Source organism: uncultured Methylobacterium sp. (genome assembly GCF_964244095.1).
In the GTDB taxonomy this organism is placed as follows: Bacteria; Pseudomonadota; Alphaproteobacteria; order Rhizobiales; family Beijerinckiaceae; genus Methylobacterium.
In genome coordinates this window covers 1-21,154 of the sequence record NZ_CAXTHR010000023.1, presented here as the reverse complement: position 1 = coordinate 21,154, position 21,154 = coordinate 1, and the positions used below count along the sequence as shown (strand labels likewise).

16 protein-coding genes, 1 tRNA gene and 1 pseudogene are annotated in these 21,154 nt (G+C 64.3%); 4 read left to right on the top strand and 14 right to left on the bottom strand.

Annotated features, from left to right (window positions below; genetic code table 11):
- Positions 1-5: 5 nt before the first annotated feature.
- The gene (locus ACFE86_RS05925) at positions 6-1,901 is read right to left on the bottom strand and encodes an MHYT domain-containing protein (RefSeq protein ID WP_375454398.1); all 1,896 of its coding nucleotides are present in this window, start codon (positions 1,899-1,901) and stop codon (positions 6-8) included.
- A 728-nt stretch (positions 1,902-2,629) separates the two neighbouring features.
- Between ACFE86_RS05925 and ACFE86_RS05920 the strand changes: the two are divergent.
- A pseudogene (locus ACFE86_RS05920) lies at positions 2,630-3,006 on the top strand (IS5 family transposase); the annotation flags it as partial.
- 24 nt (positions 3,007-3,030) lie between these two features.
- Here the strand turns inward: ACFE86_RS05920 and ACFE86_RS05915 are convergent.
- From ACFE86_RS05915 to ACFE86_RS05900, 4 genes are all read right to left on the bottom strand, one after another.
- Positions 3,031-3,987 (bottom strand): alpha/beta fold hydrolase, encoded by a 957-nt coding sequence (locus tag ACFE86_RS05915; RefSeq protein WP_375454397.1) that lies wholly within the window; start codon positions 3,985-3,987, stop codon positions 3,031-3,033.
- Between the two features lie 84 nt (positions 3,988-4,071).
- Positions 4,072-5,733, bottom strand: coding sequence for an ATP-binding protein (locus ACFE86_RS05910; protein WP_375454396.1), 1,662 nt, complete (start codon positions 5,731-5,733; stop codon positions 4,072-4,074).
- Entirely contained in the window at positions 5,726-7,231 is a 1,506-nt protein-coding gene (locus ACFE86_RS05905) for an ATPase domain-containing protein (RefSeq protein WP_375454395.1), read from the bottom strand. The genes ACFE86_RS05910 and ACFE86_RS05905 overlap by 8 nt, the downstream gene beginning before the upstream one ends.
- 52 nt (positions 7,232-7,283) lie before the next feature.
- Positions 7,284-7,694 carry an HWE histidine kinase domain-containing protein gene (locus ACFE86_RS05900; RefSeq protein ID WP_375454394.1) on the bottom strand — a complete coding sequence of 137 codons (411 nt, stop codon included), beginning with the start codon at positions 7,692-7,694 and terminating at the stop codon, positions 7,284-7,286.
- Between the two features lie 341 nt (positions 7,695-8,035).
- On the opposite strand from ACFE86_RS05900, the gene ACFE86_RS05895 reads away from it, so the two are divergent.
- Complete coding sequence (locus tag ACFE86_RS05895; protein ID WP_375454413.1) at positions 8,036-8,383, top strand: histidine kinase dimerization/phosphoacceptor domain -containing protein; 348 nt, start codon at positions 8,036-8,038, stop codon at positions 8,381-8,383.
- Positions 8,384-8,831: 448 nt separating this feature from the next.
- Positions 8,832-9,335, top strand: coding sequence for a hypothetical protein (locus ACFE86_RS05890; protein WP_375454393.1), 504 nt, complete (start codon positions 8,832-8,834; stop codon positions 9,333-9,335).
- 429 nt (positions 9,336-9,764) lie between these two features.
- Here the strand turns inward: ACFE86_RS05890 and ACFE86_RS05885 are convergent, their stop codons facing one another.
- From ACFE86_RS05885 to ACFE86_RS05845, 9 genes are all read right to left on the bottom strand, one after another.
- Positions 9,765-12,200, bottom strand: a complete 2,436-nt coding sequence (locus ACFE86_RS05885; protein ID WP_375454392.1) for a putative bifunctional diguanylate cyclase/phosphodiesterase — start codon at positions 12,198-12,200, stop codon at positions 9,765-9,767.
- Entirely contained in the window at positions 12,190-13,587 is a 1,398-nt protein-coding gene (locus ACFE86_RS05880; RefSeq protein ID WP_375454391.1) for a cytochrome P450, read from the bottom strand. The genes ACFE86_RS05885 and ACFE86_RS05880 overlap by 11 nt, the downstream gene beginning before the upstream one ends.
- 367 nt (positions 13,588-13,954) lie before the next feature.
- Positions 13,955-15,682: a diguanylate cyclase gene (locus ACFE86_RS05875; protein ID WP_375454390.1), complete on the bottom strand. Its 1,728-nt coding sequence runs from the start codon at positions 15,680-15,682 to the stop codon at positions 13,955-13,957.
- Positions 15,683-15,910: 228 nt separating this feature from the next.
- On the bottom strand, positions 15,911-16,954 hold the full coding sequence (locus tag ACFE86_RS05870; RefSeq protein ID WP_375454389.1) for a YihY/virulence factor BrkB family protein: 1,044 nt from the start codon (positions 16,952-16,954) through the stop codon (positions 15,911-15,913).
- 110 nt (positions 16,955-17,064) lie between these two features.
- Entirely contained in the window at positions 17,065-17,868 is an 804-nt protein-coding gene (locus ACFE86_RS05865; protein WP_375454388.1) for an ImmA/IrrE family metallo-endopeptidase, read from the bottom strand.
- Between the two features lie 345 nt (positions 17,869-18,213).
- Entirely contained in the window at positions 18,214-18,477 is a 264-nt protein-coding gene (locus ACFE86_RS05860; protein ID WP_375454387.1) for a hypothetical protein, read from the bottom strand.
- 283 nt (positions 18,478-18,760) lie between these two features.
- Complete coding sequence (locus ACFE86_RS05855; protein ID WP_375454386.1) at positions 18,761-19,801, bottom strand: tyrosine-type recombinase/integrase; 1,041 nt, start codon at positions 19,799-19,801, stop codon at positions 18,761-18,763.
- Positions 19,782-20,219, bottom strand: a complete 438-nt coding sequence (locus ACFE86_RS05850) for a DUF6538 domain-containing protein (RefSeq protein WP_375454385.1) — start codon at positions 20,217-20,219, stop codon at positions 19,782-19,784. The genes ACFE86_RS05855 and ACFE86_RS05850 overlap by 20 nt, the downstream gene beginning before the upstream one ends.
- Before the next feature lie 86 nt (positions 20,220-20,305).
- Positions 20,306-20,382: transfer RNA gene (locus ACFE86_RS05845), tRNA-Met, on the bottom strand.
- A 237-nt stretch (positions 20,383-20,619) separates the two neighbouring features.
- On the opposite strand from ACFE86_RS05845, the gene ACFE86_RS05840 reads away from it, so the two are divergent.
- On the top strand, positions 20,620-21,154 hold a 535-nt coding region (locus ACFE86_RS05840; RefSeq protein ID WP_375454384.1), incomplete at its 3' end, for a protein adenylyltransferase SelO family protein.

Here is a 21,154-nt window from a genome sequence, read left to right as displayed (position 1 = left end):
CGAAGTCATTCCGCGGCCAGTCCCATCGGGTCGCCGGGCTCGCCACGACCTGTAGCCGCCGCGCGGGGCAGCGTCACGTCGAAGGTGGTGCCCTTGCCCAGTTCCGACGTGACATCGATCCGGCCGCCGAGCGAGCGGACGAGGGCCTTCACGTGCGCGAGGCCGATGCCCTCGCCGGGCCGGTCCTGAACCCCCGAACGGCGGAACAGCTCGAACACGCGGGCATGGTCGCGTTCGGCGATCCCGCGGCCGTTGTCCGTCACGGCGAACCGCACCCGGTTGCCGCCGGCAGGATGGGCCGTGATCGCGATCCGACCTGGCCGCGCGGGATCGAGATACTTCACGGCGTTGTCGATGAGGTTGCCGATCACCTGCTCGATCGCGATCCGATCCGCCACGATCCGCGGCAGGTCGGGCGCCACGCTCACGGTCGCGCCGGCCGCGTCGATCTGGTGCCGTTGCGCGTCGGCCAGGCCCTGCACCAGCGCCGTCATGTCGAGGCGCTCCGGGTTGAAGCTGCGCCGTCCCTCGCGCGAGAGTTTCAGGATGGCTGCGATCAGCCCTTCCATGCGGGTGACGGCGGCCTTGATGAAGCCGAGCGCCTCGCCCAGATCCGCATCGACCCGGGCCGCCTGCGGGTGATCCCCCATCGCCTGGCGGATATCCGTTCGCATCTCCTCCAACTCGCTGGTGAAACCCATGACGTTGACCAGCGGCGCGCGCAGGTCGTGGCTGACGATGTAGGCGTAACGCTGAAGCTCGTCGTTCGATTCACGCAGTTCCGCCTCCGCCTCCCGCTGCCTGGTGATGTCGGTGTGGACGCCGACCCATTCGCCGATCGCGCCGCGGGCATCGAGCACCGGTACGGCGTGGATCGCGTAGTGGCGCCAGCTTCCGTCCCGCGCGCGGACCCGGTGCTCGTGGACGAAGGGACGCCGCGAGGCGACGGTCGCGTTCCAGGCCTCCATCGTCGGCCGCACGTCGTCCGGATGCACGGCGGCCGCCCAGCCGACGCCCTCGTATTCCACGCGGGTCTGGCCGGTGAGATGTGCCCATCCGGGTTGCTCGCCGACCATCCGGCCCTCGGCGTCGTTGGTCCAGAGCACGCCGCGCACGGCCTGCACCGCAGCGCGGAAGCGCCCTTCGCTGGCCTGCAGGTCCCGCTGGACCCGCTGCTGATCGATGGAGGCGGCCAGCATGGCGAGGAACAGGATCAGGAACGTCGCGCCGGCGACGGACAGGGCGAGGTTCTGTCGGCCCGCGCCGGCGGCGACGGCCTGTGCGGCATGATGGGCGGCATGGGCGCCGGCATCCTCGGCCGTGAACGTCGCCGCCGCCATGCCGGTGTAGTGCATGCCGGCGACCGCCAGGCCCATCACGCCGGCGGCCGCGAGCTTCTGCCACACGCCGTGCCGGCGAACCGTAAGCCACAGCGCGGCGGTCGCCGCGGTGACGGCGAGCGCGACGGACAGCGCGACGAGGGGCGGGCTGTGGGCGAGGCTGCCGGGCACCTGCATCGCGGCCATGCCGGTGTAGTGCATCCCTGCGATGCCGACGCCCATCAACGGGCCGCTGACGAGGACGTCGCCCTCGCCTGCGCCCGTTCGGCTGACCCAGGCGAGGGCCGCGCCGGTGGCGCCGACCGCGATGAGCAGGGACAGGAGCGTGATGCCGGGATCGTAGGCGGCCGGCATATCCATCTCGAAGGCGAGCATGCCGATGAAGTGCATCGACCAGATGCCGCCGCCCATCGCGATCGAGGCCGCCGCGACCCAGGCCCAACGCAGCCCTGCGGCGGCACCCCGAACGCGTCCGCCGAGATCGAGCGCCGTGTACGAGGCGAGCACCGCGATGGCGACGGACAAGGCGACGAGCGCCGGATCGTAGCCGGTATGGACCATGGTTCGACCGCTCGCGGGACCTGGGACCCCGTTTCATGACGGGGCTTGATGGTGGGGTGAGCGGCGGAGGTCTCCAGCGTCGGGCGCATGTCCGACGCCCACCCCGGATCGCCGATGCGGGCACCCGCCGCCCGCGCCGAACTTTCGCGCGGGAGCCTGCCATACGCAAGCAGCCCAACCGACGCCGCGTGAACGCCGCGCGACCCGCTCCTGCCAGGCTCGACCGCCCCTGGCGCTGGCCGGAGCGCGCGGCCAGTGCGCCCAAGTCGATCTACGACGCGCGAGCGGCACGCTCGGGCGGCGAGGACGTCAGGGGCAGGCGCGGCCGCGATCCGGCCCGGAGTTGGGCGCAGGCGCCGCGCGTCCAGCCTTTCCTGGCACGGTGCTCGGCCGATCAGGACCAGCGGGCCGGCCTGTCAGCGTCGGAAGCCACGCGCAGTGGGGCTTCCTTGGTAGCGGGAGAGGGAAACGCACCTTACCGCCCCTAGCACTGCAAAATCAGACACTTATGACCAACCCTGTCGAGGTATTTGTACCACCGTCGTGTACCGCCGTCGAGGGAAACGATGGGGCGCTGAGATTCGAAGCTCTTCATCAGCTTGATATGGCTTAAAGACTTTGGACGGCCCTTCGACGTGCCTGTCCGTCGCGTGGTGAGTTAGGGCCTGTCGTCGTCTGAACGGATTGGCTGGGCTTGCGTTTTGCCTCTCCTGAGCGAGGTAGGGACGATGCTGAGCGACGCGCAATGGTCTGAACTGGAGCCCCTGGTCGAGACGTGCCGGCCCAAGGCCAAGACGCCACCACAAGATCTCAGGCGCACATTCTCGGCCATCCTCTGGCGGCACCAGAACGGGGCCAAGTGGCGTGCTATTCCTGAGGAACTGGGTCCGTGGTGGCGGGCCGCCCAGATCTTCATCCGCTGGTCGCGTGCCGGCGTCTGAGAGCGGCTACTCAGCCTCGTTCAAGAGCGGGGCGTCCAACTCGGTATGGTGTTCCTCGACGGCACGAACGTGCGGGCGCATCAGAAGGCAGCGGGCGCTGCCAAAAGGGGGGATCTGGAGCCGAGCGAGACACTCGGGAAGCTCTTGGCCGCTCACGTGGCGGCTAGCGTCTGCGCTCGATCCGCCGCTTAAGCCGCCTGGGCGACCGTGTCCACGGCAGCCATCACCTCGCGGGGAGCGGTGTGATGCACCATGTGACCGCAGTCCTCCACGACGTGCAGGCTGCTACTCGGCAGCGCGCGATGGAGGCGCACGGCCTGACCATCGAGGTCCACCATCTTGTCCCCGGTCCCCGCTATGATAGCGACCGGCATCGAGAGCTCGCGGTAGCGGCTCTGCACGGCCAGGGCGTCCGGGATCATCATAGCGGACTCGGCCGCGCTGGCCCGCAGTTGCGCGGGCCGGATCGCCATCTCCGAGGGTACGCCTCCAAATGTCGCCGCCACCGGGGCAGGACTGAACAGCTTGCGGATCATTGCTGGCCAGAGGAGACGCGCGACCGGCGGCGAGACAGTGTAGCGCAGGATGTCTCCGACGAGCGGCACGGCGGGACCAGACATCATAACGACGTCGACCCGGACTGACCCGTAGTAGTATCCGCTCTCCAGGATCAGGCCTCGCACCATCTCCGGGTGTTCGAGTGCCATAGCGATGGCGACGGAAGCGCCCCAGGAGTGGCCAAGCACCAGGGCGCGTGAAACCCCGATCCGATGCAGCGCCGAACGAAGAAGCTCCGCCTGCGCAGCGGGCGTCCAGATCGTGCTGCGTGGCCGTTCGCTGTAGCCGTAGCCCGGCCGGTCAAAGGCGATGACACGGTAACGCTTGGCGGCCGCCTTGACAAAGCCGCTCGACATGAAGTCCTGGAGCATGCTGCCGTTGCCATGCAGGAGCACCAGGGGCTCACCCTCTCCGACCTCGGCGTAGTGGACCTGGACGCCCTCGACCTCGATGAGCCGGCCGGTCGGCGGGTTGTCGCGCTCCGCCTGCCGAGCCCTGGCGCTCACCGCGAGGGCCGTGAGGCCGAGGGCCGCGGCGCCCAATCCTAAGAGGGTGCCGGGACGCACGAAATCGCGGCGCTGAGCCATGGTGAGGTGTCCGATCAATGGGTGTGGCAGATTGGAAGGGCGGGCCTGCCTGGATCGCACTGTCTCTCGCGCTTCGGCGACGGTCTACCGGGAGATGATGAGATCCTTGATGCGACGGGCAAGCGTCTCCATCGCGAAAGGCTTTGTCACGACCTGCATGCCGGGATCGAGATACCCGTTTCCAAGCGCCGCGTTCTCAGCGTAGCCGGTGATGAACAGGACCCTCAGGCCAGGCCGCACTGCCCGGCCTGCATCCGCCACCTGGCGGCCGTTCATGCCTCCGGGCAATCCCACATCGGTGACCAGAAGGTCGAGCCGCACATTCGATTGCAGCACTTTCAGCGCCCCGGACCCGTCCACCGCTTCGATGGCGGTGTAGCCAAGGTCCTCCAGCACTTCGGTCACGAGCATGCGCACGCTGGGCTCGTCGTCCACGACCAAGACCGTCTGCCCCTGTTCGGCGCGCGGAGCCTTGCTCAGGTCGGCGAGGACATCGGCTTCCTCCGCCACTCCGTAATGGCGCGGCAGGTACAGGCACAGCGTCGTGCCTTGGCCGAGCTCGGAGTAGATACGTACCTGCCCCCCGGACTGACGGACGAAGCCGTAGATCATCGACAGACCAAGGCCTGTGCCCTCGCCGACGGGCTTCGTGGTGAAGAACGGGTCGAAGGCCCGTGCGATCACCTCTGGCGACATGCCGGTGCCGGTATCGGTGACGCTGAGGGATATGTACTGACCTGGTGTCGCGTCGCGTTCGCGAGCGATGCGGTCATCCAGCCACCTGTTGCCGGTCTCGATGGTGATGCGCCCGCCAGCCGGCATCGCATCGCGGGCATTGATGGCAAGGTTCAGGAGGGCGTTCTCCAGCTGGTTTGGATCGACCAGCACCGCCCACAATCCTCCGGCACCCACGACCTCGACCGCGATCCCAGGTCCCACCGTGCGCCGTATCAGTTCCTCCATGCCGGCGATCAGGCCGTTCACGTTCGTGGGCTTCGGGTCGAGCGTCTGACGCCGTGAAAAGGCAAGGAGGCGATGGGTCAGGGCCGCGGCGCGCTTGGAGCAACCCTGGGCGGTGTTGATGTAACGGTCGAGATCCGTAAGGCGGCCCTGGGCCATGCGCGTCTGCAGCAGCTCCAGCGATCCGGAGATGCCGGCGAGCAGGTTGTTGAAGTCGTGCGCGATGCCCCCTGTGAGCTGGCCGACCGCCTCCATCTTCTGGGACTGCCGCAGGGTTTCTTCCGAGACATTAAGTTCGGCCGTGCGCTCGGCGACCCTGCGCTCAAGGTCGTCCTCCGCCTGCTGCCGTTCGAGGAGGTGGGCTCGCACCTGGTACTGCCGCCGGCGCGCCCTCAGGGCTGAGCCGACTGCGCTCAACAAGGTGAGGGCCTGCACGGGCCGCTCGATCAGCGCCACGTTGCGCAATTGGCCGATCAGGTACTCCCGCTTCCTCCAGATTGAGGGCGCCTCGCGGTCGCTCGTCAGCATCAGGAACGGCAGGTCGGACCAAGGCGACTGCCGTTCGACCCAGGCCACCAGCGTCTCCACGGCCTGGGTGAGCAAGCCTTCCTCCGCGACGATCACGATTCCGACCCCCTCGTCGAACGAGGCAAGGAGCGCGACCACGTCGGCACAGGCGCATGCCGCATACCCTCCCCGCCGCAGAACATCGACGGTTGCCGCGCAGTCGCGACCGGTCGGAGCCAAGACGAGGACCCGCTCCCCGTTTGAATCGGATTCAGTCATGGCTTGGCTTCGGCATCAGGGGCTTGATGGTGCCCGTATAGGTCGGCGATCCCGTGAAGATGCCGCGGAACTCGGTGAGTGGCGGTCCGAGTTTGATCCCCCCGGAGGTCAGCTGGTACTCGCGGATCGTGTCCTCGTGCGCGCCGCTGCGCTTCTTCAGCACGGACAGCGCCCGCCGGACACGGCCCTCGGCCTCGAAGTAGCGGAGCATCAGGACCGCGTCGCTGAGGTAGCTGATATCGACGGGCGTCTCCATCGGTCCGACCAGACCGTGCTGGGCCAGAAGCAGGATCGCGACCACGCCCATCTGGCTCAGGTAACTCAGGAGCTCGTGCATCTGCAGGATGAGGAAGCGCTCGTCCGGCATGGCGTTGAGGTAGCCGTTGAGGCTGTCGATCACGACGATGCAGGCCTTGTCGCGCTCGACGCTCGACCGCACGAGATGGGCGAACTCGCCGGGCGCCATCTCGGCCGGGTCGATCTGCTCGATGCGCAGCTTTCCCGTGGCCAGGAGGTCATCGATGGGCAGTCCGATGGCCTTCGCCCTAGCGTCGATGGTGCCGCGGCCCTCGTCGAAGGCGAAGATCACGGCGTGGTCGCCGCGTCTCGCCGCCGCGACCGCGAAGGTCAGTGCCAGCGTCGACTTGCCCACGCCGGCGGGGCCGATGAACAGGGCGTTCGTACCGCGTTCCAGGCCGCCGCCGAGCAGCGCGTCCATCTCGCCGTTGCCGCTCTGCGTGAACTCGCCGAGGAAGCGCTTGTGATGCTCCGCCGCGACCAAGCGCGGATAGATCGCAAGACCGCCACGCTGGATGGTGAAGTCGTGGTAGCCGCCCTTGAACTGGATGCCTCGCATCTTGATCACGCGCAGGCGGCGGCGTTCCGCACCGAAATCGACCGGGTTCTGCTCCAGCAGCATGACGCCGTGCGCGAGGCTATGCAGAGGCACGTCGCCGCCCTGCGAAGAGAGGTCGTCCAGTAGCAGCACGGTGCAGCTTTGAGTGGAGAAGAAGTGCTTCAGCGCCATGATCTGGCGTCGATACCGCAACGGGCTTTGGGCGAAGATCCGCATTTCCGACAGGCTGTCGAAGACGACGCGAGTCGGCTTGAATGCCTTGATCCGGTCCATGATCCCGGTCGTAGTCTCGCTGAGTTCGACCGCCGAAGGCTGGAACACCGTCAGCTCTTCGTCGGGGTCCAGGCTTGCCTCGGAGGAGGACAGATCGAACAGTTCGATGCCGTCCAGCGACCAGCCGTGGCGTTCGGCGATCAACTGTAGCTCCGGACCGCTTTCCGAAAGGCAGATATGGAGCGTCTTCTCGCCCAGCCGCGCGCCTTCGAGCAGGAACTGCAGGGCCAGCGTGGTCTTGCCGCTGCCGGGCTGCCCTTCGACAAGGTAGACGCGGTTGGCGTCGAGGCCGCCGCCGAGGATCTCGTTGAGTCCCTCGATCCCGGAAGACACACGCGCCGATGTCGCGGTGGGGCGTTGGGAATTCATGTGCATCACCTTGGTTCGCAGTTGATAGACCGGACGGACCAAATCGGACGGCTCAGGCGGCTTCGAGGGGGATGACCCTGACGGGATGGCCTCGCCAGGTACATCGATGCCCATCACCTGCGTGGATCCGCAGGCCATCGGCGACGATCTGGGCGAGGTCCGCGCCTTCCCAACACGCGGCGGTCAGCACGCCATGCGCCTCGGCCAACGCGATCAGGCGGGCGGTGATGGCCTCCCGCGCCTCGGGCAAGGAAGCGGCGGTACGAAGCGTCTGGATGATGAACGCCTGGACCGTCGCCAGGGTGTTCTTCACGCGGTGGTTCAGTTCGTTGATGAGGAGCTTCTGGTGCTCGTGGGCTCGCCGGGCATCGGTAACCTCGGCATGTCGCGGCGGCGAGTGAGCGATGCGGGGTTGCAGCGTCCGGGTTTTGCACAACGGGGCCAGGTAGGGTGATGACGGCACTCGATCAATTCTCAATTTCTTTGCCCATCCCGCTGATGATGTTCATGTATTGACCAAATTCACAGAAATAATTCTCTTATCATCTTCACCGTAAACATTTGAAAATCGAATTGGTTTCAGGCGAAGTGGCGCAAATTAGACATTCGATTATCTTCTGGCGAGAGGCCGAAATCATGCTAGGATTGTTGCAGTTCGAAGGTTCGCCGACCGTCTGAGCGTGCCTCACCCTGCGTGCCTCTTGAGACGCTGTCGGCCGCGCCCGTCTCCGGCGCCTCCCTGGAGCGCGCCATGCCCTTTCAAGCCATCCCTCATCGCGGCGCCAGCGATGGCTTGGCGCTGGCATTGATCGCTTCGTCGAATGCCCCGCTCGTTCTTCTCGAGGCCGACCTCAGGTCGCCAACAGCCTCCAGATCATCGCCAGCGTGCTGATGATGAGTGCCACGCGTGCCACCTCGGACGAGACCCGAGGCCATCTTCACGAGGCCCACCATCGCGTCATGTCGATTGCGGCCGTCCAGAAGCACCTTGCCCCGCAGCGGCTCGGCGACGTGACGCTGAGGAGCTACTTCGAGGGGCTATGCGATAGCATCGGGGCCTCAATGATCCGGGACCACAATCTGGTGCCGCTGAAAGCCACCGCCGACGAAAGCACGGTGAATGCGGATATTTCGGTGAGCCTGAACGCGTAGAGATTGCACCTCGCATTGCTCCCGCAATGTTTCTGGACAGGCCCCCGCGGTTCGAAGGCCGCGGGGATTTTTTGATGCCGTTCGGCCGCTACGCCACGACAACGGCGTCCTCGTCGGTGCGTCGGCCCCGTCCGGCGGCTTCCAGGAAGGCGGCGACCGGGCACATTCCGGTGCCGGCGAAGCGGAAGCAGGTAGCGCAGGTTCCGGTAGCCCACTCGTGCCAGCCCCCCGTGCGCGACCCTAACCTTAACACGTCCAACCCAGGTCCGAACGTCAACATCCGCATCGCGGTCCCGCGAGTCGGTAAAGGCAGCACGGTGCACGTGCTGGTCGGGGCGGAGGAGGTCGAAGTGACGGTCACGGCCGCATCGGGCGCGCGGGCTTTGCCGCTCCAGAAGCCGCTGAGGGGGCGCTAGGGGCGATCCCGGCAGCGACGAGGATAATCACCATGGTGACACTCGCTATTTCCCGGCGCGTCTTGGATCGGATCGAAGCGCGGTCGAACATCCGACCGTCGTCCGTTCCTCAGCTTTGGGAGAAACCGTCGAATGCGGTCCCGCCCGCCACACCGGAGACGGCAACCCTGCACAATTTCGAGACGGAAGATAAATCGACATGCGAGGACGGCCTTCGAGCGTGGCGCATGCGCCGGGTGCTGAACCGGCCGGGCCAGACAAACTGGCTCAACATCGCGGATTGGAACTGGCTGCTGAAGCAGTCGCCATTCAAGAAGTCACCACCGCTTGACCGCGAGGCCGCCCATGACCTCGCCAACCGGCTGGAAGGCGGTGTTGCCAGCGGCTTCCCACCACTGACCCTCGCCTCGTCGCTACGGATGCGCCAGATCCGGCTCGAGCTGGGGTGCGCCCTGGTCGATGCGTTCGAGGAATATGCTGACGCCGACCTGCAAACGGTGACGGTGATTTATGCCGGGTGGTCTTACGGCCCCTAAACAGCCCGACGGTTGGCCTCATGGCAGTTGCCACAGCCGCAGCCACCGTCACATCAGCCCTTAGGCCCGACGCGCCAAGCGTCACATGAAGTCGAAACGACACTGACGTGACGAGGCAGAGCGCTCGGCCGGTTACGTCACGCAGGGGTATACCCCGATGTCACTCAACTAGGCTGACTTCAATTATGCGCCATGAGCGGAAGTTGCCTCGACGCCCGGTAGCGGACATTCAATTCTGACGGGCCGATCGTCCGGTGTCGACCCTTTGCAGAAGCCGCAAACGCCCGCTTGCATGATGTTGGATGTAAAAACGTTCACGCCCGGAACGCGTGTATTTTCATCGATCTGCTCTTTGGAAACAATAAGGGACTCGACGTTAGCCGAAAACACAGTGAATGATCGTTCCTGCATCCTTTCATCTTAGACATGTTAAGCCGCATGACAGCTCGGCCGTCGCGAATTCTTGATGCTGATTGGTATGCTTTCGATGAGACCATGCACCTCCTGCGATGGGCGCGCAGGGCTGTACAGGAAGCCCTGAGCGGAGTTGCAGCGTCGTTCGCGCAGAAGATCCGCCTGCTGCTCTGTCTCGACCCCCTCAACGGTGACGTCGATGCTTAGGTCGCGCGCGATGACCATTACCGCTTTGATCACGGCCAGGCATTCGGGTCGATTGTTCAGGTCGCGCACGAACGCGCGGTCGATCTTGATCTTGTCGACCGGAAACTGAGTTAAGTAGCTGAGCGACGAGTAACCGGTTCCGAAATCGTCGAGCGCGATCCGTACACCGAGGGCCCGTAACGTCCGAAGATTGTCGAGGACGTGGGTGGTGTTGGCCAGGAAGATGGATTCGGTGATCTCGATCTCGAGGCGTTGCGGCTGCAAGCCGGTCTCGCCAAGGATGGCCTGAACCTCCTTCGCGAAGTCGGGCAAGCGGAAATGCGACGACGAGATGTTGACAGCAACCCGCATATGCCCCGGCCAGTTCAGCGCTTCAGCACAGGCCTTGCGCAGCGCCCATTGCCCAATCGCGATGACGAAACCTGTGCTCTCGGCGATCGGGATCATCTCGGCAGGCGAGACGACGCCGTGGTCGGCCCGCGTCCACCGCAGCAGCGCCTCGCAACCGACGACCTCACCATCCTGCAAGTTCACAAGCGGTTGATAATGCAGGTCGATCTCGCCGTCGACGAGCCCGGCACGCATGGCGACGTCGAGTTCCCGCCAGCGGTGGACGCGCTGCTCGAGATCCATATCGAACCGCAGCCAGCGGCCTTTCCCGGCCTCCTTCGCGCTGTAAAGCGCGAGATCGGCCTTGCGCAGCAGATCCTCGGTGTCGGTCGCATCCTGCGGCGCGTGCGCGATGCCGACGCTGACCCCGATCTCGGCCCGCATGCCGTCCAGGGTGTAGGGCGCGCACAGGGTCGCGACCACCGTTTCGGCCAGAGCTTCCGCCTCAGTCGGGGTCCGCCCCCGCTGCACGATCGCGAATTCGTCGCCGCCGAGCCGGAACACCTGCGCCTCCGCTCCGACCGTGGTGCGCAAGCGTTCGGCGACCTGTTGCAGGAGCAGGTCGCCGGTGCCGTGACCGGCTCGGTCGTTGACGGACTTGAACCCGTCGAGGTCCAGATAGAGGAGGCTGACCGGCATGGCCTGCGGGTCCAAGACCGCGGCGGCGCAGGATTCCGTTGTGACCTTTTGAAACACTGCCCGGTTGGACAGTCCCGTGAGGGCGTCGCGCGTGGCGAGGTAGGCGATATGGGCCTCCGCTGCCCGTCTTTCGGTCACATCGGAGCCGACACCCCGGAAGCCGGCGAAGCTGCCGCTTCGATCATGGAAAGGCTTGCCGCACAAATTGAGCCAGCGGGAACCGGCGGGCGTCCTGATCTCTGCAAGGTGGTCGTGGAAGGGCGTGGTCTTTCGGAGGTGGTCGAGGAGTTCGCCGGTCTGATCGGAGTCGCAGCGCGCTTCCTTGCCCTGTCGAAGAACCACTTCGAGCGAGGATTTCTGGAGTGCTTCGACCGTACAGCCGAGCGCTTCGGCGACACGCGGCGAGACGTGCTGGAACGTCCCGAGCTCGTTCGTCTCCCAAAGCCAGTCGCTCGTGTTCTCCTCGAACTCATTGAGGAGGAGGCCGATGGTTTCACCCTGTTCCTGCACCCGGACGCGATCGAGGATGCGCTGGCGGGACAGTCGGCTCATGCGGGTCACGCTGAGCGCGACGAAGGTCGCGTAGACCAGGAGCAGAACGGAAACGCTTAGGGCGATCGGCTCCCCGGAGCGCCCCAGGCCGAAAAAGCTGCCGAAAATCAGGGGGGTCGCGAAGAGGAAGGTGACCGACAAGAGCGGGCCGATGACATAGACATCCGAGATCAAGCCGGCCGCGATGGCGACGACCAGCAACCGCTCGTTGCTGTCGGCAGGGGCGAACAGCACCACGGGCATCGTCGCCCAGGCCAATCCGAGGACGAGCGCGAGGAGGCCGGCAACCCTGTAGCCGCGCGAGACGCCCTCCTCCGAGACCGCCTCCGCGTAGGCACGCCGGTAGAGACGGTTCGTATGAATCGTCGCTGCGATGGTGACCGCGATCACCGCGAGCAGGCCGAGAAGATAGGCTTTCGGCGCCGCGCTCCAGAAAAACCATGTGACGGCGCCTGCGACGACCAGATGCGTCACGGCCGAATAATTCGCGAGCTTTAAGGTCTCGTCGAGAAGGCCGGCGCGCACCTGCAGACGATATCGGGCCGGCAGGCACTCGACCGTATCCATACGCCATACGCCATCGAAGAGTGAAGTGGCTGCTCCGGCAGGATCCCCGGCCGCCCCGACCTTGGCGCGTCGTTCGCGAAGATTTTCAAAGGGCATGACGCGGAACAATCCTCATGGGCATGCCGCCCTTCGGGCGGAGCGTCACGCGAAACTGGGAGGACGGCATCTCGGCCATCGCAGGGACGAAGCGAAAGGCCGGGAGAAGGGTCGCGAGGATGACGAGGCATTCCGTCAACGCGAGGCCCATGCCGATGCAGACGCGCGGTCCGGCCCCGAAGGGTAGGAACGCGTATCGATCGCGCGAGGCCGCCGCCGCCGGGGCGAAGCGGTCGGGATCGAACACCTGCGGCCTGTCCCAGAGCAGCTCATGGCGGTGAACCGCGTAAATCGGGACATGGATCGACTCGCCGGCTTGGACGACCTTGTCGCCCAGGCGGATGTCCGCCGTCGCCCGGCGGACGATCAGCGGCGCTGGTGGGTACAGACGTAGCACCTCGAGTACGACCTGCCGCGTGTAGGCGAGTCGGTCGGCAGCATCCGGAGCGGCAACAAGGTCTTCGTCGAGGCCGGAGATCTCCTCGAGCACGCGCCGCTCGATCTCCGGATGCTCCGCCAACATCCGCAACGTCCAGGTGAGTGCGAGCGCGGTAGTCTCATGGCCAGCGGCGACGAACGTTAGCAGATTGTCGATGAGGCTCTCATCTGACAAGCCTTCGCCGGTCTCGGGGTCCTGCGCATGCAGGAGCAGGCCGAGTAGGTCGGCCCCCGGCTCCCCACGTTCCCGACGCCGTTCGACCGTTCGGGCCACCTCGCTGCGCATGTAGCGAGCAGCTGCAGCGCCCGCTCGCGCGCCTGGATGCGGAGTCCAGTCGGGGGCGTTCAGCATCCCGAGTGCGATCTTCCAACTGGTCTGGCCAAGGTAGGTCTCGATCGCCCGCCCGAAAGGTTCGACCTCCAGTTGGCTGTCCCCTGACACCATCGTGGCCACGATGACGTCGAAAGTCGTCCGCATCATCTCTGGAAGGATGTCGCGTTCCGGGAGGGCAGATCCTTCCCGCATCCAGCGCTTGCGCGTGGCCTGTGCGGCTTGGGCTATGACCGGCACGAAGCTGCGCACGCGGTCAGGCCGGAACATCGGGGCCGATGTACGGCGCTGTCCGCGCCAATGCGGTTCGTCGGCTGTGAGGATTCCCGACCCGAGTGCGGGACCGAGGGCGCGGAGCATGAAGGGCTCGCGCTCCAGGGAGCCGGCATGGTCGACCAGCAAGCTGTGGATGTGGCGCGGATCGCAGACATAGGTCGTGCGCCTGCCCAGGAAGCGCGTCGTGACGAGAGGCTTCGCGTATACGTCGTCGGGCCACGCCTCGATCAAGCTGCGCAGCATCGTGGCGAGCACGGATGGCAGTGCAACGGCCTCGGCGATAGCTTCCCGAAACGGAATCCTGCCTGGCTCGCAGACCCGGAACGTTCCTACGGATGTCATGCCAGAAACCTCACCGGCTCAGCATCGTTGCCTGACGCTAAGTTTTCACAAATTCATTAAAGAGATCTGCCCCCGACCTCTGGCCCTTCGACCTGTTTAATTGATTCCTCTAAAGAAATATAACCGACCATTTAAACGTATTTTGGTCCTTAAATGGATCCAATTTTACGCGCCACGGTTACGAATTCTGCGACGACCGTTCGGATGAACAACGCCGCTACGATCCTGCCCTTGGCGCTCGCTACCGACAAAGCCGAGCCACGCGGCGCTCCCCGCAGCGCAGGATCAACAAGCGAACGGCTCTTGCATGACGAAACCTTTTTGCATTGTTCCAGCTTCACCGAAATTGTCGCTTTTTGTATCTATACTACGCGGCCGCTCGAATGTCTGGCGATACTGTCGTCTCGAATGATCGCACGCAGTTGCGGCCGCCCGACTTGGCCGCATAGAGGGCGTGATCTGCCCGTTCGATCGTGTGATCGACGTCGCCGTCGGTGAGTTCAGCCTCCGCCACACCGATGCTGATGGTCGCTCTGAGGCACTGACCGTCAGGCTCGAACACGGTGTTTGCCACCGTCTGGCGGATCCGGTCTGCGAATATGGCTGCGCCTTTCAGATCAGTCTCGCGGAGCAGGACCATGAACTCCTCGCCCCCGAATCGCGCCACCTTGTCAGTCGTCCTGATCGCGTCGCTGACGATGCGTCCGACATGGCGGATGACCTCGTCGCCCGCGGCGTGGCCGTATAGGTCGTTGACGCGCTTGAAGTGATCGATGTCGATCATCAGGATGCAGACTGAGCGTCGGTAGCGCTTGAAGTAACTCATCGCATCGTTGGCCAACGGCAGAAACGCACGTCGGTTGAGTAGACCTGTCAGCGCGTCGGTGTCGGCGAGAACCTGCATCGCGTGCAGATCGGCTCCGAGGCGCCTGACGCGATCCTCCGCGGTGTGAACCGCACTGGAAGCCTGCGCTTCGACGAGGCGCGCCTCCGCCTCCACTGTGCCGACGCGCCTCAGCAGCGATCGGACCGAGGCAGATAGGCGCAAAACCTCGGGCGAGCCGTGCACATGGCGCGTCATCGTCGCATTCGGTTCGCGGCCGATGCGATCGACGGCGTCCGTCAGCTTCGCCAATGGCTGGGTCAGCCGAGCCGCGACCCACCAGATTGCGACGACGCCGAGAACGGCCGTGGCGAGGCCAAGCAGGAGGATCAGGCCGGTTAGATGATTGGCTCCCGCCATTGCGGTGTCGACCGGCTGCAGCGCGACTACGATCCAACCTAGGCCTGGGTAATCGCCCCGTCCTCGAGTGGCTGCGGCCGCGGCGAGCCGATCACCTTCAGCGCTGTGGACGATGAAATGGCCGGATGCGACCTCCACGGGCGTGTATGGAGTGGCCCCGAGGTCGGACCCGAGCAGAACCCGGCCAGTGCGATCGAGGACGACGACGTCTTCCTTCAGCTCAGCCCTGCGAGATGAAAGGACTTCCTGTCGTAAGACTTCAGCCCAACGCCAGCTGAGGTGCGCGCCGAGGACCCCGACAATCTGGCCCGAGACATCGCCGACCGGGACAGCCACATCCACGAAGCGGAACGGCGTACCGTCGCTGTAGGGAGCAAGCTTGGATTCCAGCAGAGCCGCCGCATGCACGTCCTCGACCGCGGCTTGCCGGAGGCCATTGTTGAACCAAGGTCGCTGGCTGACGCTCGCCCCTTCAAGAACGCCACCTGTGGCGGCACGCACTTGGCCGTCGCGATCGGCAAACCCGATCCAGGCGTAATCCGGCAGCGTCCTCTGCATCGTCTCGAGCACTTTGCGCAGGCTGCCGGTCTTCTCCATCCAGTGGGGCTGCAGCGGCTCAAGCGCTCCGACGTTACGGATTTCCCGCAGGCGCTCGGCCATGTCCTGATCGAGCCGGTCGGCCATCGACCGGGCAACCTGAAGAAGGGCGTTATGCGCCATCTCGGTTGCCTGCCCGCGTGCCAGCAGAGCGGACCCAATCGTGGTCACCCCGACGATGGCGAGACCGATGGTTCCGGCAAGCAGGCTGATCTGACGGTGCAGTGAAACGCGATCCGCAAGCCTCGTGAACATGCTAAATGATCCTCGGTTAAGGAGGATTATGCCGCTCAAATCATTAAGGCTCGTGAATTTAGTTCGTAAATGATCCCTTGCTTGGATGTTTGCGCGGCAGCCGCACAACCATCCGTTCCAGTTGAAGATCCCTGTCTCATTAATCGACCTACAAGCGGACGTTTTGCGCTTCTGCAAAGGGTCATTTCCAGCCAAAGGATCCATGCGGCGATGGCGCGGGGGAGGGGTCTATTCCCGGCCTGGTCCGACGTTGTCGGCAGCGAAGGCGTCCCGGGCGCCAAGGGGTTTTGGCCATCCCTCAGTGCTGTCGCGGGCGGTCTGGCGTTCCATCTCCGAATTGATCTCGGCGCCGAGCAGGACGACCACGATCGAGAGCCACATCCACGACATCAAGCCGATGCCAGCGCCCAGAGACCCGTAGATGCGGTTGTAGCTATCGAAGCTCGCCACGTACCAGGAGAACACTCCGGATGCGCAGACCCAGAGAAACGCTGCCAGCGCGCTGCCCCAGGTCACCCAACGCCATTTCGCTCGGCGTCTGCTCGGGCCGTAGCGATAGATCAGCGTCAGGCTCAGGCTCACCACGACCAGGATGACTGGCCACCGGGCCGCGGACAGGATGGTATCGGCCAATCCCCCGAACCCGAAGCGCTCCATGATCGCCGGAAGGACGACCACCACACTGATCGTCAGGAGCAGAAACGCAGCGCCGCCGAGGGTGAATAGGAAGGTCGTGGCGTAGAACCGGATCAGGGTCCGATCCTCCCGCTCCCGGTAGATGACGTTGAGAGCATCGAAGAGGGCGCTGACGCCGGAATTTGCGCTCCACAGCGCAATCAGCAAACTGATCGTCGAGGTAAGACTCAGCGAGCCCGTGCTGCGCGCAGCGATCCGCACGAGCTGCTCGGAGAGCAGTTCGAGCGCGGCGGTAGGGAGGATATATGTCAGGAGGCCGACATGCTGGCTGATCACGTTGGGATCGGAAAACAACCCGTAGATCGAGACCACGGCGACGAGACCTGGAAACACGGCGAGTAGGGCGAAGAAGGCGACGCCGCCGGCGGTAGTGAGCACACGATCCTTCGGTAGAGCCCACACGGCGCGCCACAGGATGTCCTTCCATCCTGCCTGCGGAATCTCGGAGGGGCGGCGCGCATCGCGGCCCCGGTCAGGCTCCCGCGCGCGCTGGCGTGCCGTTTCGAGGGTCGCGGCATCCTGCGAACGCGTGGCCACCGAGCGCCAGTCGTCGCCTTCATCAACGTCCTGAATCACGGCTACGACCCTGCGAGGACTCGGTACGAGTGATCGCGATTTGATCCTGCTGACATCGGTTCAGCCGAAGTCGTAGCGGCGCTCAGCGTCCGATCCTACATGAGTGTCGCCTACCGTCGCCCTGAATGGAAGCGGTGGCGCCAGCCCTCCTCCAGCCTGCGCTCTTCCGCGCTCTCCTCCGGGAGGGGGTCCAGACGCAGCAGGATCATCGCGAAGCCGTTCTGCTGTAGGTACACCTGCTCGTAGAGGGCCGGCACGCGGAGGTCGCGCTTCACATCGATCCAGAGATCGGGGCTGCACGCGGCGATGTCGCTCGTGATGTTCGGCCGATGCGGACCGCTGTGATAGAGCGAGTGTACCGGGACCGGGCTGCCGACCGCGCAGATAATGGCCGGGAAGGAGAGGCTGCGGTAGCACCGCTGCACCCGGTCGTTGCCCGCGACGACGATGGCGATCCGCTCGGGGTGGTACTGCACGTAGGCCCGAGCCGCCGCCTCCTTACCGACCGCGAAGTCGCGCGCGAGCGCAAGAACGTGCTGCAGATTGGCCTCGCGAAAGGCCGCCATGGCCCCCCGCAGCAGGTGCGGGGGCATCAGCACGAGAGCGGCGAAGCGGTTGGCCTCGACCTCCCTGCGCTGCCGCTGGTCGCCCGCCTTGGCCGTCAGGCGCAGCAGATCAGAACTCTTGCACAGGAACCGGTCGGGCTGATCCGGAACGTGGTGCGCCATCAGGAAGTGGCCGAGTTCGTGCGCGATGGTGACGCGGCGACGCGGTTCGCCCCCGCGCTTGACGAGGATGGTGCCTTCGGACCGCTTCGCGTCGGTAACGAGGCCGCCCTCGAACTCGTCGGTGTCGAGGTCCTCGATCCTCAGGATCCCGAGGCGCGCGCACATCTCCTGGATCGGCACCGGCACCGGAAGGTTCGGCTCGGCCTGTAGGATGCGTTTGACGAGCGCCTCCGGCGAGCCCGCGCCCGTGAGGTCTATCCTGCTGATCGGCATCCGCGCAGCCCCATCCCGTCCCTGAGCCGATTTATCAGGCTGCCACGCACTCGCGATCCCAAGATCGGACTGCGGGGAGTTCGCGCGGGCGGTAACCCAACTGCGCCATCGCGATTAAAGGTCACGATGGCGTGGCGCTCCTTGTGATACCGACGGCGTGGGGGAAGCTAAGATCGCTGCCGCGCTTGCCAAGCTGGCAGGGCGGCAAACGGTTGGGCGGACAGCCTTTCTCAAAAGCATGGACTGTTGAGATCGTTCTCAGAGGCTCGGCTTGCCGAGCCCAAGCCGCGCATGCGCCTCGGCGGGCGTCATCAGTCGAACGGCCTCATCCGTAAAGCCGCGCTCACGCAGCCCCACCCGCTGCTGATTCGTGATCATCAGCGACACGGCGGGAGCTGACGAAGCCGGGGCAGCGGCATCGCTCGGCTGAACCTCCCCAGCTTGCCGCAGACGGGCGATGAATGCGTCCTCTGCGGCCGCCTGATCCAGGAGCGCTCGGAGATAATCGTCATTTTCCGCCATCAGCGACCCTTCTTGCTCGGGCACCCGCCAGCGCCATCGGTAGCACGAGATCGTGTTGGCGTGGCACGATGGCACCTACGATTTCGACGCCGCCGGCACGGCTTATACTGCCGGAACTCTTGACAAGCTTAGACTGCGTCAAATTAATCAATAGAAGGCGGCCTGTAAAATTGTGAGTTTTGAAGATAAAGAATCAGAGTTAGGGTCAAAGCCCATTTTCTTTCGTAATATATGGCAGTTTTAATAGCTCGGCGAGCATCGCCTCAGGTGGAAACTCACCGTATCAGTCTCCGATACCCTTGCGAGTGTGGCCGACGATTGCATCGACGACATCGACCGCAAGTTTGTGAACTCTCGCCGCCGTTCGAAGTCTATGCCTCCAGCCATGACTTGTTTGGATGCATGGATCTGTAATACCTAACCTACGCACCCAACGGCTAATTATCTTCGTCTCATTCGTGCTCCGTTTTCCGAATCTATCAATTGGAAGTTCAGAAAAGAGCGGTCCTGAACGGACTTTTTTGACGAAGGTTAGAAAACCTGCGTCTAGCACGGCAGGGTGAAGGGGTATCGTGCGTACAGATTTTCGATTTTTAAGCGGTCCTGCATCCGACGTAATGGTCATAGTCATGATGCCACGAATGTCGGTGATATCTTCAAATCTAAGCTGGCAAGCTTCGCCAAGGCGCGCGCCTGAGTATGCACACAGGAGTGGAATCCAACGACGTATAGGATCTTTTGCCTTGCTTCCGGCCATTAGAACTATAGCGGCCTCCGTATCGGAGTATCCGCGCTTCCCGTCGCCGGGTTCACGTTTGACCGTAACAGCTATTCCTTCGGCGACGTTTGATAGTGTCTTTCTATTTTGAACTGCCACCGCCAGCATCGACCGTACAGTGGCAATCTTACCACTGCGTATCGTCCTGGGCGAAATTCCAGTAGTCCGGAGGTAGTCTTTCCAGGAAATCATTTCGTCCGCAGTAAGAAGGCGGACGTCATTGTGCCCGAGGAATATTTTGAGCTTATGAATTAAATTTGTGGCTTCATATAATGTTTTTAGGCGCGGCTGGCGTTCAATATTCCAATCTTCTAGGAGTTCTTCGAACGTGAAGTGATGGCTCCTAAGCTTAGCAGTCGGCCGAGCGGAGGTGCGTGCTGGCGTCATGCCGATATCATGGAGGAATTTTCCCTCTGCCTCGTCTTTCAGGACAAGGCTGGCCCGTTGCAGGCACGCTCCGACGGCTTTCGCTAGTTTGAAGCGACCCCACGAATCGATAATTAGTCCATGCTTTTCTATCAGGCTGTCAGCCTGTTCTAAACACACGCGCCTCATTGAGCTGAAGAAAGAACTCCGTAATAGGAATGGTATCGCGATGTTCGGCTCCGGCTTCGTAGTCGGGGGAAGTCCAAAGGCCGGGGTAGTGATTCGGGTGCCATAGAAGCTGCAATCCCGGACCATCGCGATGGAGCAGCAGCCATTCCTCGTAAACTGGCTCCGCAAGCTGGTGTGCTTCGCGTTCAGTCAGGTCTTTCGGGCCGGCCCTCAACGCTGCCCACTTCGCTTCAATCTCCTGAAGCACCTCAACGAAGCGACGCTTTGCCTCCTCGGGGTCTTTCGTCTTAAGGCTACGCTTCTCTTCGCGCTTGCCAACCAGCGCGCGAAGATCCTCCGGCACAACCCGTCGAAATTGGTAGACGCCGGTTGTGGGATGCTTCGAAGGGCGAGCCATCATCAAGGGCATTTGTACCACCCGTTTGTACCAGTCGGGTAGCCCTAAGCCTTTGATTTTGCATATTTCCTTGCCGCATCATGAGCTTGGGAAATCTTTGGTAGCGGGAGAGGGACTCGAACCCCCGACACGAGGATTATGATTCCTCTGCTCTAACCAGCTGAGCTACCCCGCCCCACGCCGCGGCCGTCTGCGGGGCAGGCGGCCGGTTCGGGTGCGGGCGATATAGGGAAAGGTCGCTCGCGGTGTCAACGCCCTGCAAAACGCCGCGCGGGCCCTCATCGATTCGGAAACCGCCCGGTTGCGGCCGGGTGGCAACGGATCGGGTCCGGCGCGTTTATCGGTAGGGTCCGCCTCCTGCAAGACGACCTTGCAGGACGACCCGGCAAGACGACCTGGAAAGGCCGTTTCCTTGACAGAGCTTCCCACGCACGGCGCGGCTGCGCGCCCTTCGCGCCGCCACGCCGACCTCGGTGCCGATTTCTTCGACGTGGTCGCCGCGGCGCGCTTCCCCGAGACGATCCTGCGCTACCGCAACCAGCCCTGGGCCGAGCGGGTCGGCCTAGGCGGGCTGTCGGAAGCCGAATGGATCGCCCGGTTCGGCCGGTTCGAGCCCCTGCCCGGCTCGTTCCCCGCGCCGCTGGCACTGCGCTACCACGGCCACCAGTTCCGCTCGTACAACCCCGATCTCGGCGACGGACGCGGGTTCCTCTACGCGCAACTGCACGACCTCGCCGACGGGCGCCTGCTCGACCTTGGCACCAAGGGCAGCGGCACGACGCCGTGGTCGCGCGCCGGCGACGGGCGCCTCACCCTGAAGGGCGGCGTGCGCGAGGCGCTCGCCACCGCGCTGCTCGAAGCGCAGGGCGTCGACACCTCGAAATCCTTCAGCCTGATCGAGACCGGCGAGGCGCTGGAGCGCGGCGACGAGCCCTCCCCCACCCGCT

Bases quoted from the DNA above. Each gene is read 5' to 3' on its own strand.
- ACFE86_RS05915 (WP_375454397.1), bottom strand. From the start codon at position 3,987: ATGGCTCAGCGCCGCGATTTCGTGCGTCCCGGCACCCTCTTAGGATTG.
- ACFE86_RS05905 (WP_375454395.1), bottom strand. From the start codon at position 7,231: ATGAATTCCCAACGCCCCACCGCGACATCGGCGCGTGTGTCTTCCGGG.
- ACFE86_RS05885 (WP_375454392.1), bottom strand. From the start codon at position 12,200: ATGCCCTTTGAAAATCTTCGCGAACGACGCGCCAAGGTCGGGGCGGCC.
- ACFE86_RS05925 (WP_375454398.1), bottom strand. From the start codon at position 1,901: ATGGTCCATACCGGCTACGATCCGGCGCTCGTCGCCTTGTCCGTCGCC.
- ACFE86_RS05850 (WP_375454385.1), bottom strand. From the start codon at position 20,219: ATGCCCTTGATGATGGCTCGCCCTTCGAAGCATCCCACAACCGGCGTC.
- ACFE86_RS05880 (WP_375454391.1), bottom strand. From the start codon at position 13,587: ATGACATCCGTAGGAACGTTCCGGGTCTGCGAGCCAGGCAGGATTCCG.
- ACFE86_RS05910 (WP_375454396.1), bottom strand. From the start codon at position 5,733: ATGACTGAATCCGATTCAAACGGGGAGCGGGTCCTCGTCTTGGCTCCG.
- ACFE86_RS05890 (WP_375454393.1), top strand. From the start codon at position 8,832: ATGGTGACACTCGCTATTTCCCGGCGCGTCTTGGATCGGATCGAAGCG.
- ACFE86_RS05860 (WP_375454387.1), bottom strand. From the start codon at position 18,477: ATGGCGGAAAATGACGATTATCTCCGAGCGCTCCTGGATCAGGCGGCC.
- ACFE86_RS05875 (WP_375454390.1), bottom strand. From the start codon at position 15,682: ATGTTCACGAGGCTTGCGGATCGCGTTTCACTGCACCGTCAGATCAGC.